Annotated in this window: 15 protein-coding genes; 5 read left to right on the top strand and 10 right to left on the bottom strand. The window is 63.2% G+C overall.

The genetic code is table 11. The annotated features are described in order from the left end of the window. Positions 1-9: 9 nt before the first annotated feature. Positions 10-462 carry a 50S ribosomal protein L9 gene (rplI, locus tag ACIRCZ_RS11500; protein ID WP_055897235.1) on the top strand — a complete coding sequence of 151 codons (453 nt, stop codon included), beginning with the start codon at positions 10-12 and terminating at the stop codon, positions 460-462. 502 nt (positions 463-964) lie between these two features. Further along, positions 965-2,338, top strand: a complete 1,374-nt coding sequence (gene dnaB, locus ACIRCZ_RS11495) for a replicative DNA helicase (RefSeq protein ID WP_055897239.1) — start codon at positions 965-967, stop codon at positions 2,336-2,338. A gap of 180 nt (positions 2,339-2,518) precedes the next feature. On the opposite strand, the gene ACIRCZ_RS11490 is transcribed toward dnaB, so the two are convergent. Then, positions 2,519-2,752 carry a hypothetical protein gene (locus tag ACIRCZ_RS11490; protein WP_402853105.1) on the bottom strand — a complete coding sequence of 78 codons (234 nt, stop codon included), beginning with the start codon at positions 2,750-2,752 and terminating at the stop codon, positions 2,519-2,521. Between the two features lie 253 nt (positions 2,753-3,005). On the opposite strand from ACIRCZ_RS11490, the gene ACIRCZ_RS11485 reads away from it, so the two are divergent. Together ACIRCZ_RS11485 and ACIRCZ_RS11480 are read left to right on the top strand one after the other, a co-directional pair. Then, entirely contained in the window at positions 3,006-3,890 is an 885-nt protein-coding gene (locus ACIRCZ_RS11485; protein ID WP_402853102.1) for a hypothetical protein, read from the top strand. Positions 3,891-4,084: 194 nt separating this feature from the next. Beyond that, positions 4,085-4,399 carry a DUF4031 domain-containing protein gene (locus tag ACIRCZ_RS11480; RefSeq protein WP_402853099.1) on the top strand — a complete coding sequence of 105 codons (315 nt, stop codon included), beginning with the start codon at positions 4,085-4,087 and terminating at the stop codon, positions 4,397-4,399. A 111-nt stretch (positions 4,400-4,510) separates the two neighbouring features. On the opposite strand, the gene ACIRCZ_RS11475 is transcribed toward ACIRCZ_RS11480, so the two are convergent. The 8 genes from ACIRCZ_RS11475 to ACIRCZ_RS11440 all read right to left on the bottom strand — a co-directional run bounded on the left by ACIRCZ_RS11475 (position 4,511) and on the right by ACIRCZ_RS11440 (position 10,625). Further along, the gene (locus ACIRCZ_RS11475; protein WP_402853096.1) at positions 4,511-4,963 is read right to left on the bottom strand and encodes a C1 family peptidase; all 453 of its coding nucleotides are present in this window, start codon (positions 4,961-4,963) and stop codon (positions 4,511-4,513) included. Between the two features lie 213 nt (positions 4,964-5,176). Beyond that, positions 5,177-6,175 (bottom strand): ImmA/IrrE family metallo-endopeptidase, encoded by a 999-nt coding sequence (locus ACIRCZ_RS11470; protein WP_402853093.1) that lies wholly within the window; start codon positions 6,173-6,175, stop codon positions 5,177-5,179. Continuing rightward, a complete protein-coding gene (locus tag ACIRCZ_RS11465; RefSeq protein WP_402853090.1) occupies positions 6,172-6,543 on the bottom strand; it encodes a helix-turn-helix domain-containing protein in 372 nt (123 codons plus the stop codon). The genes ACIRCZ_RS11470 and ACIRCZ_RS11465 overlap by 4 nt, the downstream gene beginning before the upstream one ends. Next, on the bottom strand, positions 6,536-6,922 hold the full coding sequence (locus ACIRCZ_RS11460) for a holo-ACP synthase (RefSeq protein WP_402853087.1): 387 nt from the start codon (positions 6,920-6,922) through the stop codon (positions 6,536-6,538). Before ACIRCZ_RS11460 ends, ACIRCZ_RS11465 begins: the two co-directional genes overlap by 8 nt. Beyond that, positions 6,919-7,785, bottom strand: a complete 867-nt coding sequence (locus ACIRCZ_RS11455; RefSeq protein ID WP_402853084.1) for a hypothetical protein — start codon at positions 7,783-7,785, stop codon at positions 6,919-6,921. Before ACIRCZ_RS11455 ends, ACIRCZ_RS11460 begins: the two co-directional genes overlap by 4 nt. Then, entirely contained in the window at positions 7,766-8,110 is a 345-nt protein-coding gene (locus ACIRCZ_RS11450) for a hypothetical protein (RefSeq protein WP_402853081.1), read from the bottom strand. Before ACIRCZ_RS11450 ends, ACIRCZ_RS11455 begins: the two co-directional genes overlap by 20 nt. 44 nt (positions 8,111-8,154) lie before the next feature. Then, the gene (locus ACIRCZ_RS11445; RefSeq protein WP_402853078.1) at positions 8,155-9,141 is read right to left on the bottom strand and encodes a nucleotide kinase domain-containing protein; all 987 of its coding nucleotides are present in this window, start codon (positions 9,139-9,141) and stop codon (positions 8,155-8,157) included. Continuing rightward, positions 9,138-10,625 carry a thymidylate synthase gene (locus ACIRCZ_RS11440; RefSeq protein WP_402853075.1) on the bottom strand — a complete coding sequence of 496 codons (1,488 nt, stop codon included), beginning with the start codon at positions 10,623-10,625 and terminating at the stop codon, positions 9,138-9,140. Before ACIRCZ_RS11440 ends, ACIRCZ_RS11445 begins: the two co-directional genes overlap by 4 nt. A 185-nt stretch (positions 10,626-10,810) precedes the next feature. On the opposite strand from ACIRCZ_RS11440, the gene ACIRCZ_RS11435 reads away from it, so the two are divergent. Then, complete coding sequence (locus ACIRCZ_RS11435; RefSeq protein WP_402853072.1) at positions 10,811-12,901, top strand: metallophosphoesterase; 2,091 nt, start codon at positions 10,811-10,813, stop codon at positions 12,899-12,901. A gap of 119 nt (positions 12,902-13,020) precedes the next feature. Here the strand turns inward: ACIRCZ_RS11435 and ACIRCZ_RS11430 are convergent, their stop codons facing one another. After that, positions 13,021-13,422 carry a hypothetical protein gene (locus ACIRCZ_RS11430; RefSeq protein ID WP_402853069.1) on the bottom strand — a complete coding sequence of 134 codons (402 nt, stop codon included), beginning with the start codon at positions 13,420-13,422 and terminating at the stop codon, positions 13,021-13,023. Positions 13,423-13,521: the final 99 nt, after the last annotated feature.

Raw genomic sequence — 13,521 nt, 5'->3', positions numbered from 1 at the left:
GATACGGATATGTCGAAACTCATTCTGACGCACGAGGTCACCGGCCTCGGCTCGGCCGGAGACGTCGTCGACGTCAAGAACGGCTACGCACGCAACTACCTCATCCCGCAGGGCTTCGCTATCGCGTGGACCCGCGGTGGTGAGAAGCAGGTGGAGCAGATCAAGGCGGCTCGTGTCGCTCGTGAACTCCACACCGTCGAGCAGGCGCAGGACCTCAAGGCGAAGCTCCAGGCCACCAAGGTCAAGCTGACCGTGAAGGCCGGCCGCGAAGGTCGCCTCTTCGGTTCCGTCAAGACGTCCGACATCGCGGAGGCCGTCAAGGCCGCCGGGATCGGCGAGCTGGACAAGCGCAAGATCGAGATCACGTCGCCCATCAAGGTCGTCGGTGACCACGAGGCCACGGTTCGTCTTCACGACGACCTGTCCGCCGTGATCACCCTCCAGGTGGTCGCTGCCAAGTAGGCACGATAAGCAGAAAGTGTAGCGGCGGGCCGATGCCCGCCGCTACACCTGTTAACGGGCTATTTCCGCAGCTTTGTACACAGGGCGAAACGCCCGGGAAACACGTTTCACCACAAGAATGGAACTGTTTTCTACACACAGGGTGTGGAGAGAAAAAGAGCAGGTCAAAGGTTATTTACGCGCCGAGATTCTTTTTTAGTCCACACCTTTCCCCACAGGTTGTGCACAAGCAGCGCGGCGTTTCGCGCAGATTCTCCCCAACGTTATCCACAGGCCGAGTTGTGGCCTGTGTGCGCGCTCCTTAGGGTGGAGCGAGGTCGGCGGAAGCCGACGACGGGGAACCCGGCAATGTCGGTGGCCACCCCCAAGATCCTGATAGCAGCGAGCCGCGCCACGCAGTGTGGCGTGAGCGAGGTTCACTGGTACCGGGATGCTCTGGATGCGCCGGGTCGTAGGCCCTGTGTCGCCCGTGCACCGTGACGAAACAAGAAGAGGAGACATCGTGTCGATCGCCCATCTGGGTCTCGCAGACCAACGCGAACCGGGCGAACCACGCACGTCGGAACGAACGCCTCCGCACGACCTCCTGGCGGAGCAGAGCGCGCTCGGCGGAATGCTCCTCAGCAAAGACGCCGTCGCCGACGTGGTCGAGGTTGTCCGCGGCCCCGACTTCTACATCCCCAAGCACGAGATCATCTACGACGCGATCCTCTCCCTCTACTCCCACGGAGAGCCCACCGACGTCATCACCGTCACCGACGAGCTCACCAAGGTCGGCGAGCTCTCCCGGGCAGGTGGCGCCGAGTACCTGCACACCCTCACCAGCCTCGTGCCCACCGCGGCGAACGCGGGCTACTACGCCAACATCGTCGCCGAGAAGGCGTTGCTGCGCCGTCTGGTCGAAGCGGGCACCCGCATCACGCAGATGGGCTACAAGGCAGAGGGCGAGGTGCTCGACCTCGTCAACAACGCGCAGGCGGAGATCTACTCCGTGACCGGCTCGCAGGAGACGGAGGACTACGTCCCCCTCACGGACGCGGTCACCGTCGCCATCGACGAGATCGAGGCGGCGAAGCACAAAGACGGCTCGATGACCGGCGTCCCCACCGGCTTCGCCGAACTGGACGAGCTCACCAACGGCCTCCACCCTGGCCAGATGATCATCGTCGCCGCGCGACCAGCGCTCGGAAAGTCGACTCTCGCGCTCGACTTCGCGCGAGCGGCCGCCATCAAGCACGACATGGCCACCATCTTCTTCTCCCTCGAAATGGGCCGGAGTGAGATCGCGATGCGCCTCCTCTCCGCCGAGGCCTCGGTTCCCCTGCAGAGCATGCGAAAGGGAACGGTGGACAACCGCGACTGGACGACGATCGCATCCACTCGCGGTCGCATCAACGACGCCCCGCTCTACATCGACGACAGCCCCAACATGACCCTCGTCGAGATTCGCGCGAAGTGCCGCCGCCTCAAGCAGCGCGTCGGCCTCAAGATGGTCATCATCGACTACCTGCAGCTCATGACGAGCGGCAAGCGCGTCGAGAGCCGCCAGCAGGAGGTCAGCGAGTTCTCCCGAGCCCTCAAGCTGCTCGCCAAGGAACTCCAGGTCCCCGTGATCGCCCTCTCCCAGCTGAACCGTGGCCCAGAGCAGCGAGCCGACAAGCTCCCCGCCCTGAGCGACCTCCGCGAGTCCGGCTCGATCGAGCAGGACGCCGACATGGTCATCCTCCTCCACCGCGAATCCGCATACGAGAAGGACAACCCTCGCGCCGGCGAGGCCGACCTGATCGTGGCCAAGCACCGCAACGGCCCCACGCGCACCGTCACGGTCGCCTTCCAGGGCCACTTCTCGCGGTTCACGGACATGGCGCCGGTGTAGCGAGGTGTGAACGTGCCACGCAAAGTGTCGTTTGATCACACAAGGTGTCGTCCACGCGCGTCGACGACAAGTTGACTGGCGGCCCGGCGGAACTAGCCCCGGGCAGACTGGCGCTCACCTCCGCGGGTGGACAGAGAGTCGAGATGGGCGACATAGCAGATACGCGTCGGTGTCTGCCCGCTACGTGGTCGCGAGCGGCGGCACCGTTTGCCTAACGATCGCCGGGATGCTGCGGTTTTCTATCCGCGCGTAGTCGTTCTCCAGGTCGTGGGTCAGGACTCCGGGGTCATAGGCGTAGCTCACGACCGTGGCATTCTCAATGGAGGAGGGAAAGCCACGACCATGTTGGATATCGAGCACGTCGACGCGACCCCTCGCGTCCGCCCACCCGCGGATATAGCTCTTCGAAACCATGTGTGCGCGTTTCACATTCATCGTGGCACCCCTCGTCTCTTAAATTATGCGATCCGATGCGACGGGCAAGTTTGGCGATCTCAACCGTTCAACGCATCAATGAGTGCTTCCACCTGGTTTAAGGGCGATCCGCCGATCGCACGAGCTCGAGTTGAACTTCCCGGTGGAATCGTCGTCTAGACGGCGAGACTTCACTCGCTCAAGGGAGAGCTGGTGCTCGCTGCAGTCGGTCTCGGGCTCTAGATTGGCCTATATGACGCTCTTGGACGACATTCTCACCGCAAGCACCGATGCCGGCGTCGCCACACCAGACCTGCTAAGGAAGGTACAAATAGTCGCCCGGCGGCTTGGCGCTACAGAGGTGGAAAATTGGGTTCGCGATGAGCTTGGAGGGTATCCCGATGGCGCCGCTGTCCCGGCGTACAGGGTTCAGAACACCAACGTCACGGGCGTTTACGCGGGTCCATTTCGCTCCTTCATGAAGCATCCTCTCACCGTCGTACCTCGCGGCATGGCGGAATGGTGGAGGGTCACGCTGAGAGAGCCGATAATCGAGATCCAGTCTTTGACGGAAGGTGACCAAGACCCGGAGCGCCCGTGGCCGTCGAACGTCGTCCAGCAGTACGAGGAATCTGGTGTCTTCCAAATGGAACACCATGGACTGTTCAGCGCGTCAAATGTGCTTACTACTTCGTCTCTGCGAGGAGTAGTCGATGCTGTTCGGTCGAAGGCCATGGAGTTCGCACTCGATCTACAAGCGCAGTTCCCCGATGCTGGAGCTGTTGGAGGCCCCACAGTGAATGATCCGGACGTTGCCAAGGTGGTTTACAACATCACCAACAACATCACCGGCAACGGAACTAATATCGCGGCCGGCGAGAACGTAAGACAGCGTTCCACAGTGACTCAGGGTGATGAAGCCGCGCTGAGGGCCGAAGCGGCAGCGCTGGGTCTCCCCCCTGAGCGGGTGGACGAATTCGTCGCGGCGCTGAGAGACGAGCGTTCCGTCGATGGGCCACGCACATCTGGCTTGATAGCTCGAGTTGGCGCAGGGGCCATAAACCTCTCAGGCAACATTGCGGCGAATCTCGCCGCAACTGGTCTGATCGCCTTAGGAAGGGCCTTTCTAGGGCTCTAATCCCGTTCTCCTAACTAAGGTATCCACGCTTCTAAAGCTCTTCGCTATCGACCCAGTCCTGGATGGTAGGCCCGCCCGTTACCGAAGCTGGAGCCTGGGCGCGCTGCATCCCATGACGAAACGCCGGCGCTCTGTGTCCCTTGCCGTGAACAAGTCCTTATACAGTGGGTGTATATACACCGGGAGGTTTGGGGATGGTCGTTTACGTCGACGACATGCGCCGGACGGCGACGGTGCGCGGGATGACTCGGCAGTGGTCGCATCTCGTTGCTGATACGTCGGCTGAGTTGCGGGCGTTCGCTGTGGAGATCGGATTGTCTTTGAGCTGGATCCAGCGTCCGGGGACCTATCGGGAGCATTTCGATGTGACCGACGCGATGCGCGCGGCGGCATTGCGGCATGGTGCGGTGGCAGTGTCGTTCGAGGCGATGCCGGCGCTGCATCGCCGGCTCCGGGAGCGTGCGCGGGCGCAGCGGGCGGGACACACCGGACATGCCCAATCAGCCTAAGACGCCGCTTCGATCGGTGCGCATCTCCAATGAGCTGTGGTTCGCCGCCCGAGCTGCTGCCGCCAGGGAGGGGACGACAGTGACCGCGGTGGTTGTCGGGGCTTTGCGTTCCTACGTGTCGGGGGTGGTGGATTCCAGGACCGCCGCGTCCACGAGGGTGGATTCTAGGTAGCCAGCGGAGACCCAGGCGTACCCGTTGCTGCCCCAGTCCTCCCCCCAACTGTTGCGGATCAGGTACCAGGACTGCTCGGCACGGGTTGCGGCGGCCACCACCACGACGGCGTGGTTACCGTAAAATTTCTCCTCAGCGGCGAGGTGGTCGAGCTCGTCGCGACCGGCGGGGAGGTAGAAGGAGTCTCGGACCTCGATCATCACCATCGGGACTTGGCCACGCACAAGCGCATTCAGGATTGCGTCCGGGTTCAGGGGCACCGGGGTCAGATCGGCCAGGTGCCAGGGTGGTGTGCCAGCAGAATCGGGAATGATGCCTTCCGGGTCGGCTTCCGGGTCGTATGGCCACTCGGTGAGTGCGGGTTGTCCCCAAGTGCCGAGTGCGTGTTCCATCGCGGGGAAGCTAGTGCCCGCATCGGAGACTTCGCCGCAGATTTCCGCGTGCGCCCAGAGTGCGTCGGGGGCGAGGGGGTGGTCGTCGCCCCGTGTGGCCTCGTGCGCCCGGCTGGTAGCGATCGGGACGCAGGTAGATCGGGTGCCTTGGTCGTCGATCCCTGACACGAGGTGCCGGAGGTCGGCGTGGATGTGATCGTCTTCCATCGCCGGTTAGGCCGCTCCGAGCTGCTGCAGCAGGTGCGGTGAGTTGGCGATCGCTGGTTTCTCCTGAACCCACCCGGTGAAGTTGAGAGCGTCGACCGGCTCTGCAGGGGAGAAACTGCGACGCAGGGCGAGGTCGACATCCCAGGCGCCGGCGTTCTCGGCACGCAAAACGATCTGGCGGCCGCCGACGCCTCCCGCCCGCGGCGCCGGGCCACGTTCGATGGCCCGCGGCCGGCCGTTGCCGGGAGGTGGGGTTGGGGCATCCTGAACGACCTGGAGGGCGTCCCCGGAAACCTGTGTCTCCCACCGGTACCCTGCGGTGGCGCGTTCGGGCAGCCAGATGCTGACTTCGTCGTCAGCGGTGACGATCAACGGCTCGCTGCCGATATCCAGTGGCCACACGTCCGCCAGCGGGTTCGCCGGTCGCAGGCCGTTGTTCAGTTGTGTTTTCAGATCGATGGGGCGCGCCTGGCGCAGCTCGGCCTGCTGCCAGCGGGTGAGGATGCGCAGGTTGGTCAGGTGCATGGCGGCGGCCTCGTAGCTGACGTGCAGGTCACGGGAGACCTGATACAAAGTTAGTGGGGTGAGGTCGGCGCCGGTGGTGACGCCGTAACGGTTCAGCACACGCCGTACGAGTCGGCGCGGCATTAGGAAGTACGAGGCGAACAGCTGGGCTTCCTGCTCACGAGCGGTGGTGGCATGACCCAGGACTGTCTCGTCTGTGTCCCAGGTGGCGTCGAAGCGGTGCAGCAGCCAGTGGCCAAGCTCGTGCGCGGCCGTGTACCGCTGAATGTTGGCCGAGCGTTCGGTGGTAACCATGATGCCGCCTGCCCCTTGACGCAAAGTCACGCCGAGCAGGTTCGGCAGCGGCTGGAAGATCAGCCACACGCCGATGTCGCGGATGGCGGTGAACACGTCGACGGGTTCTGTGTCGTCCTGAGCGATTTCGCTGAGCAACTGCAACGCCGCAGTGTGGACTTCGCGCTGCCGCCCCTTGCTGATCACGAGTCTGTGCCTTTGTCGGGCCGAGCGGGATCTCCAGCCTGAGAGAGGAACTCGGCGAAGCGCAGAACCTGCTGTTTGTCTGCTGCCGAGAGGTCACGGGTGGCGCGGAAAAGCGCGTCGCTGACTGAACCGAAGTCCTCTTCTTGCCCGAGGATCCACGCCACCGGGCGCCGGTAGAGGTTTGCGAACGCGGCGAGTTCGGTGGCACTGACCTGCCGGTCGCCTTTCTCGATCGCGACGATCGACGTGCGCTGTAGGTTCACGCCGTTGGCGGCGTCTTCCTGAGTGAGCCCGAGACTCTCGCGGAGGGTACGCAGCCGCGCTCCGATCGCCTTCTGTTCCTGCTTCTGCGCGGCTTTGTCACCCATTGAATCCTCCTTGTGCGATGACGACGGCGGTTGCCCACTCGCGTTCGCGGCTGAGGGACACCTGCCACCCTCCCAAGTTCTCCTCCTGCGCCGCTTCCAACGCTGAGAGGTGCAGGCGCAGGAAGGGGACAGAGTCGATGAGGACTGTTTCGATGTCAATCGGGTCGATGCGTCCGATCCCCCGACGCAGGGTCTTCATGCACGCCTCCTTGGCAGCCCACCGTGCGGCTAGTCGCCCCGGGTCCCCGCGGCTGTCGCTGCGTTCCTTAGCGGTCCAGAATCGGGCGACGTAATCGTTCCTCGACTTTGCGATCCGTGTTTCTAGGCGCCGGATATCGACGATGTCCGTTCCGATCCGCAGCTCTACCGGGGCGCTCATGTGGCCGCCGCCGTCGCTTCTTCGATGAGCGCGGTCACTCGGCCCTGGCCCCACCCCTTGTACTCGGCGTCCGCAAGAGTGGCCTGGATCGCGAGTTCGCCCGGTGTGTACCCAGTTTGCTCGGCGATGAACTGCTGCAGTCGGCCCAGCCCCAGGATGTTCCCATAGCCTTTGGTGATCAGCAACTGGTGACGGTAGACGGCAAGCATGTGTAGCTGCCCGTCCAGCACCGTCAGATCGATATGCACGAGGCACGGGAAACCGCGCTCCCGGCGGTCCTTCGGCTGCAAGATCTGCAGACCCCGCACATCGTCCAGCTCTTCGTAGTCGGGGTCGTCGGCCTCACCGCCGACCACAATGTCGTTGAAGTTGGCGGCAGACCAGCCCAGCCTGTTCTTACTGCGGAGGGCATCGACCCGCTCCTTGAGCTGGTTGACGTCCCCGGCGAAGCGGCCGGGCCACTTCACCATCCGAGAGAAGTAGGTTCCGCGGCTGTTGCCGTCGAACCGCATCAACGTCGGTAGAGAGGTGATATGCCTTGTGTACAGGCGCTCTGCCCGCTCATTGAGCACGCGAACCTGTTCGTCGGCCAAGTCCGGCGACCACGCGTAGCCGGGGCTGCGGTATCGGCTCGGGGGGAAGATGGTGCCGGCAACGGTGTCGACAGAGTGCAACGTCAACCCTGGCCGCGCACCCGGGTACACCCACTCATCGACCACCGTCCGGATTCCTGGGTCCTCCACGGTCGGCGCGCTGGTGCTGGAGAGCACGTTGACGACGCGGCCGCCGGCCTGATCGACCTGACGGAGCGTCTCCAGCCACATCAACGAGAGATTGGGCTGCTCAGGAATGTGCAGGACCATCGCCGGCTTCCTCCAGGGCTCCTTGGATGACCGAGACCAGTCCGGCCAGGGACGACCACTTCTCCTCAGGGACTGAGCGCAGGTCATTGTGTAGGTCCTTCAGATGGCCCAGGACCTCGTGGTAGATGTCGACGGTGAGGTCGCTGAACAGCTCGATCGAACCGTCGGCACCCACCGGCCAGCCGGCAACCTCCTCGATCGTGATGTCCTCGAGGTCGGCCGCAACGGCGAGCACGACACGTTCGATCTCCGCCGGTGACAGGGTGCGGGCTGCCGTCAGCGTGCGGGGCACGCCCCGGTCATCGAAGTCCGTTGCGACGATCATGACACAATTGTCAGCTATTCCGACATCCGTGTCAAGAGTCCGAACTAAGCTGTAGTGAGGGCGGGCAGCCGGGCTTCGGTATTCAGGCCCCACTTGGGTGGGAAGAAAACGGGGATCGGGTCGGTGGCGGGAGTGAACTTCGCTTTTATCTTCGAGCGGGCACTGGTCAGGGCGGGAACCGCTTCCCGGCAGTACTTATCCGTTTCGCAGAACAGGTTCTGGACGTCGATCGCTTGCAGAGGACGGCCGAACAGGCCGTTGAAGTCGATCTCGTAGCGGGCGAACGCTGCTTCTTGCTGGTCGACCATCCATAAGATGACATCTTGCGGGGTGCGTGGGCCGAGGTCCTCGAAGACCTTCTTGATGCCACGCAGTGCGCCGGGGCCGGGCTGAGTGAAGTCGTTCTCCGAGAAGGACGTCAGTTCGGAGTAATTCAGATCGATCGCGATCTGATACGACATGAAGTCGCCCATTAGTGGGTAGGTGTGCAACTCGGCGTAAACCTCGGCAAGCGATCTGGCCGCGGCGAGCTTTTCGGACAGATCGCCGAGGACGAACATGTGGCGGAAGAGCTCCACGTGGTTGAGGTGCTTGATGCGGCGGCCATAGGCGTCGGTTGCGCAGAGGATGAACGCACCGGTGTATAGGCGGCCGTTGATCTCGCGGATCATGTTCAGGCAGGCTTCCAGCGACCCGTCGGTGAGGTCGCTGATGCGGGGTTTGCGACCGAAATGGGCCAGAAGGAATCGCCAGGTGTTGATGTTGCTGAACGTGCGGAAGAGCACGATCTGGAAGGCCAGGTCAGCCGGTGCGGTGGGCTCGTCGGTATAGATAACGTCGCGGATGAGAGCCTGGGAGACTCGGTCTGCGGCCCGATAGGTGTTGCAGAACTTGTAAGTCTGCAGGATGCGGTCTTCGGTCCACGGTCCCGGGAGCCCGGCGATGCGGGCGTCGTAGATGCGCTGTCGTTCGGCGGCGAAGCGCCAGAATATCTCGTAGACGTTCGAGCGTGGGCGCGGGTCGGCCATCATCCCTCTCTTTCTGCGGTATCTGTATCGGTTTCGGTCGCGGCGCTCGCCTCGATCAGCACCCAGGGTTGTTCACGCACTATGGCATCGGCGAGGGCCCGGGCGTGGATCGACAGGGTGTGCGCCAGCTCCAGACGGGCCGGCACGGCCGCTGACTCGACCTGCTCCTCGATGGCGTGGAAGGTGTCTGCGATCCTTGCTGTCGCCTCGACAATGCTGGTGTCCTGGAGGGATCTGGTCGCCGGGAGGAGGTGCTCGAAACCGTCGGTGCCGTCGCTGCGGGATCCGCCGTCGGCCTGGTCGCGGAGGTAGGTTTCGTACTTCACCGAGTACACTAACAAGTCGACGGCGGTGTCGAACGCGACCGCCGGCGCGGAGTCGAGATGGTCGGCGAGCCGGGCGAGCCGGTCAGATTTGCGGGCGATGTTGGCCAGGATTCCGATCTGCTCTCCGCGGCGTTTCCAGCTATCACCGTAGTGTCGGGTCTTGTGCCGGTGCAGGTCGATGAGGAAACGCTCGAGCTGCTCATGCTGGTCGACGTTGCATGGGACTTCTGCAAGCGATCCGCGGTGAACGAATTCGAGCGCGGCCGCCTTCAACCCGGCGTCGAGGACGTTCTCGAAACCAGTCGGCTCCCCGCGGCGGTTTGCCCAGTACCCGTCGATCATGGTGAGGAAATCGCGCAGCAACGGGTCGGGGATGCTCTCAAGTTCAGCGTTGCTGAGGGGTGCGCCCTTGCGGGCTTTGGCCTCCAGCTGAAACCAGGCGTCCAATCTCTGGTCGAGCTGGTCCAGCGGGGTGCAGAAACGCCGGTTCGGCGACGTGGTGTATGGGTCGCCTGCCTGAGAGGTGTGGAGGATCCTCTGCGCGCGGGTGAAGTGGCGCTCGTAGAGGTGCAGGGACGAGATGGTGTAGGTGACGATTCCGACGTCGGCCTCGCTCCAGTAGGCGAGCATCTCTTGCAGGACGCTCCACTCAAAGGTGTTGATGCCAGAGAACCCCCACATGAGATCATTGCTACGCACCACCACTGACAGATCCAGCTTCCCGTCCCGTAGCACCGCGTGCAACCAGTTCGTGCACGGGATGTCGTTCGATGCGCGGAAATCGGTTGCCGGGTCGAAGATTGACATCACCGCTCGTCGGGTGGTCGGGTCTGCGCGCAGGATGGTGGCGGTTTCGCGAAGCTGATCCACCCCTGCCCAGTTTCGCAGCCGCGGGCCGTAGCCGGCCCGCCATGTCACGCCGTCGTCGGAGTACAACGGTGCGCGGGGCAAGTAATCGGTAAGGTCGCCGATGTCATTGCGGCCGGCGATCACCCACAGAGTCTCGTAGATCGCGGCGAATGGGTTGTTATTTCGCCCCGGGACGACGATGCACCGCTCCAGCGGACGGGTCAGCGTGATCTTCTGGTTGCGTATCTCGCGGGTGTGCGCCCCACGCACGGTCACCAGCTCGCCGCGCGTGGACAGTTCGGCAAGCTTCACCAGTAACGCCGACTGGGCGTTACGGAACCTCACTCGTAGCTCCAGGTCACGCCTCCGAGCCTACTGGCGTCATCACCGGTGAGCTGGTATTGCCGCGTCGAACGACCCCGGTGTGATAAGAACTGGCTAGCGGGTTCGGTGGCGCGATCCCTTCTGCCTACTGTTCGAGGGAAAGGACCTGAGTCGTGGCGCTCCTGCTGCACCTCTCCGACCTGCACTTGACCCGGGATGCGCAACGGGACGCGCTCGCGGATCACAAGGTGCGGGTCATCCCGTACAGTGCGGCCAGCAACCGGACATCAATGCTCAAGGACAGCCTGACTGGGTTGGCAGAGGCGCTCACGCGGGCGGACCGGTCGTTGGACTCCATCCTGGTGACTGGGGACGTCACCGTCGCCGGAGCTCCGGACGGTTTCGGAATGGTGTCGGAGGTTCTGGACGCGCTGGGAGATAAGCGGCCTTCACGGGAGCGGATCCTGATCACGCCCGGAAACCACGATGTCGATAGGAACGCCGTTGGCGACGCCCGCTTCGCTGCCTTCCAAACCCTCCGCATGCACGGGTACCTCACAAGCTGGCTATCGGACGACGACATCCACACCTATCCGCCACCAGTATTGACCGCAGCCGACGGAAGCTTCGTCGTCGCAGGCCTGAACTCGTCAATGTTCAGCGGATCCCACCTGGAAACGGAAGAGTCCCTGGCGCCGTTCCTGAACGATCTAGAGAACAGAGGCACGCACGACGACGCCATCAGAGCCCTCCTGGCTGCCTGGCGCATCCGAGGCAATGCGGACATCGCGTGGGCGAGTAATGCCGAACTCGCCGCACTCCGCCCGCTCCTACCCGCAGCGTCAACGGACCTGGCCGGCCCCTTGCGGATCGTCGGCATGCACCATCAGATTCTTCCGGTGAGCACAACCGAGGAGATCAAACCATTCGAGAGCTTCCTGAACCTCGGCCACCTGCGACATTGGCTTGCCTCCAATCACATCGACCTGGTGCTCCACGGACACAAACACCACGAGAACCGGTTCACCGACCGCATCGACGTCGGTACCTCAGCGCCGCACGAACTGACGATACTGAGTGCCCCATCGATCCTGGACGCCACCCAGCCGCACGCCTCGATCGGCCGACTGATCGACATCCCCGCCTTCTACCCACGCGCGAGCGGCCTGCGCGTCATCGATGTCCCCGTTGTTAGCGCTGGCGAAGTGATCACCTTGAACGACATGCCCACGGCTCCCGTCGTCATCGACTCAACCGTGCGCGCCGGCACCATTGAAGGCAAGAACGTCAACCAGGTATACGCCCGGATCCTCGCGATCCTCCCGGACCTGCCCGCGCTGCCCGTCCCGCTGGTATGCCGCATCGAGGACGGCGCAACCGCACGCTACCTCCCGAACCTGATGCCCGACGCCCCTGACGACCCCACCGAGCGTGAGCGGTGGCTGGAGACGATCATCGACTGGTGGCAGCGAGACGTCCGCGGCAAAGCCGCGGAGTTCAACCACGGCGAACACCTCCGCTTCCGAAACGAGCAAGGCAAAACCGTCGTCGAGCGGATGGCGGACGAGCTTCGCAAGAAGGCCGGCTCCAGCCGGGCTATCGCCGTTCTGGTCAACCAGACCACAATCCACGGAGAAAAAGGCTTTCCTGCCTTCGTGAGCCTGCAGTTTGTGTGGCATGACGACCAGATCGACGCCATCGCCTACTTCCGTAAACAAGAGATGCCACACTGGTGGCCAATCAACACCGTCGAGATCGCCAGATTGCAGAAAGAAATCGTCGCCTCCATGCAAGGCAACCGAACCGTGCGAGCCGGCTCGATCGTCACTGTGACCGCCATGCCCGTCGCCGGGACGGGCATGCCCACAGTCTCGGTGCCCGACCTCGACCTGCGAGCAGACCAGCCGGCCGGCATGCTCGACCTTGTGCTGCCTCTGCTCAAACTGGCGCCGGCCAACCCGGAACGAACAATGCGGTTATGGGAACGCGCCTTCAAGGACTGGACGCCGAGCGATACAGCCGTGGCAGACGGAGACCCACGACCTCGTGTCGGCGTTGAACTCCTCCGAGACACGCTGAACATTGCCAGCGACCTGTCGGGACAGCACTCCGCCTTAGTAGGCGACCTCGTGAATGAACTCGAGAGCATCGTTGATCTCAATCGGAACTACGACGAACGAGACCGAGGCCGCTGGGCAACGTCGATCCACCGGCACAACACCAAAGTCCTCGAACTCGTCAACCAGCTCGCGCGTGAGGGATAGCCGCCGCCGTTTCGCCGGCTCCCACACGTTCGCGCTGCCGACCTAGTGTGACTACCATGCAACGCCACAACAGCGAGGACCCTCTAACTCTGGTTCGACTCACGAACATCTCAAACGTGTTAGCCGGATTTGAGCATGACGTTCCGGGATTCACTCAGCACTGGTGGGCGCACGGCGATGAAGAGGTTGACAGTTTGGACCGGCACTCCTTCTCCGCCTATGAAGCAGGTGAGGAGGTCGCCCGCGTGCACACTGACCCGTGGGCAACTTTGCACATCTCCGAATACCGTGCCCTCGCGCGACTGGCCGGCCCAGTCGAAATCTTCCGATTCGAAGTCCGCGCTGACCTCCACCCACATGGGATCGGGAGACGAGTAGTGCACCAGATACTCAAGCGCTACGAGAACCGTGACCTCTTCGCGTTCGGAGACGAAGCACGATTCTGGCGAGGAATCGGATGGCGAGAATACCCGCGCATCGACGGGGATGACCGGATGGTTCCCCTGTTCGTGTGCAGACAATCCTGACCAGAGCGGTCCGCCTCGGCTGCATCGTCCTGAGGCATCCACGTGCTGCTCAGGCCGTTCAAAATGACCCCGTAGTCGCGGCGACAAGTTGCG

This window comes from Leifsonia sp. NPDC102414, from assembly GCF_044765685.1.
Taxonomy (GTDB): domain Bacteria; phylum Actinomycetota; class Actinomycetes; order Actinomycetales; family Microbacteriaceae; genus Leifsonia.
Note: the sequence above shows the minus strand (reverse complement) of the source record. Positions and strands in the feature narration are given on the sequence as shown.

Bases quoted from the DNA above. Each gene is read 5' to 3' on its own strand.
- ACIRCZ_RS11475 (WP_402853096.1), bottom strand. From the start codon at position 4,963: ATGGAACACGCACTCGGCACTTGGGGACAACCCGCACTCACCGAGTGG.
- ACIRCZ_RS11480 (WP_402853099.1), top strand. From the start codon at position 4,085: ATGGTCGTTTACGTCGACGACATGCGCCGGACGGCGACGGTGCGCGGG.
- ACIRCZ_RS11455 (WP_402853084.1), bottom strand. From the start codon at position 7,785: ATGGTCCTGCACATTCCTGAGCAGCCCAATCTCTCGTTGATGTGGCTG.
- ACIRCZ_RS11450 (WP_402853081.1), bottom strand. From the start codon at position 8,110: ATGATCGTCGCAACGGACTTCGATGACCGGGGCGTGCCCCGCACGCTG.
- ACIRCZ_RS11485 (WP_402853102.1), top strand. From the start codon at position 3,006: ATGACGCTCTTGGACGACATTCTCACCGCAAGCACCGATGCCGGCGTC.
- ACIRCZ_RS11460 (WP_402853087.1), bottom strand. From the start codon at position 6,922: ATGAGCGCCCCGGTAGAGCTGCGGATCGGAACGGACATCGTCGATATC.
- ACIRCZ_RS11465 (WP_402853090.1), bottom strand. From the start codon at position 6,543: ATGGGTGACAAAGCCGCGCAGAAGCAGGAACAGAAGGCGATCGGAGCG.
- ACIRCZ_RS11490 (WP_402853105.1), bottom strand. From the start codon at position 2,752: ATGGTTTCGAAGAGCTATATCCGCGGGTGGGCGGACGCGAGGGGTCGC.
- rplI (WP_055897235.1), top strand. From the start codon at position 10: ATGTCGAAACTCATTCTGACGCACGAGGTCACCGGCCTCGGCTCGGCC.
- ACIRCZ_RS11445 (WP_402853078.1), bottom strand. From the start codon at position 9,141: ATGATGGCCGACCCGCGCCCACGCTCGAACGTCTACGAGATATTCTGG.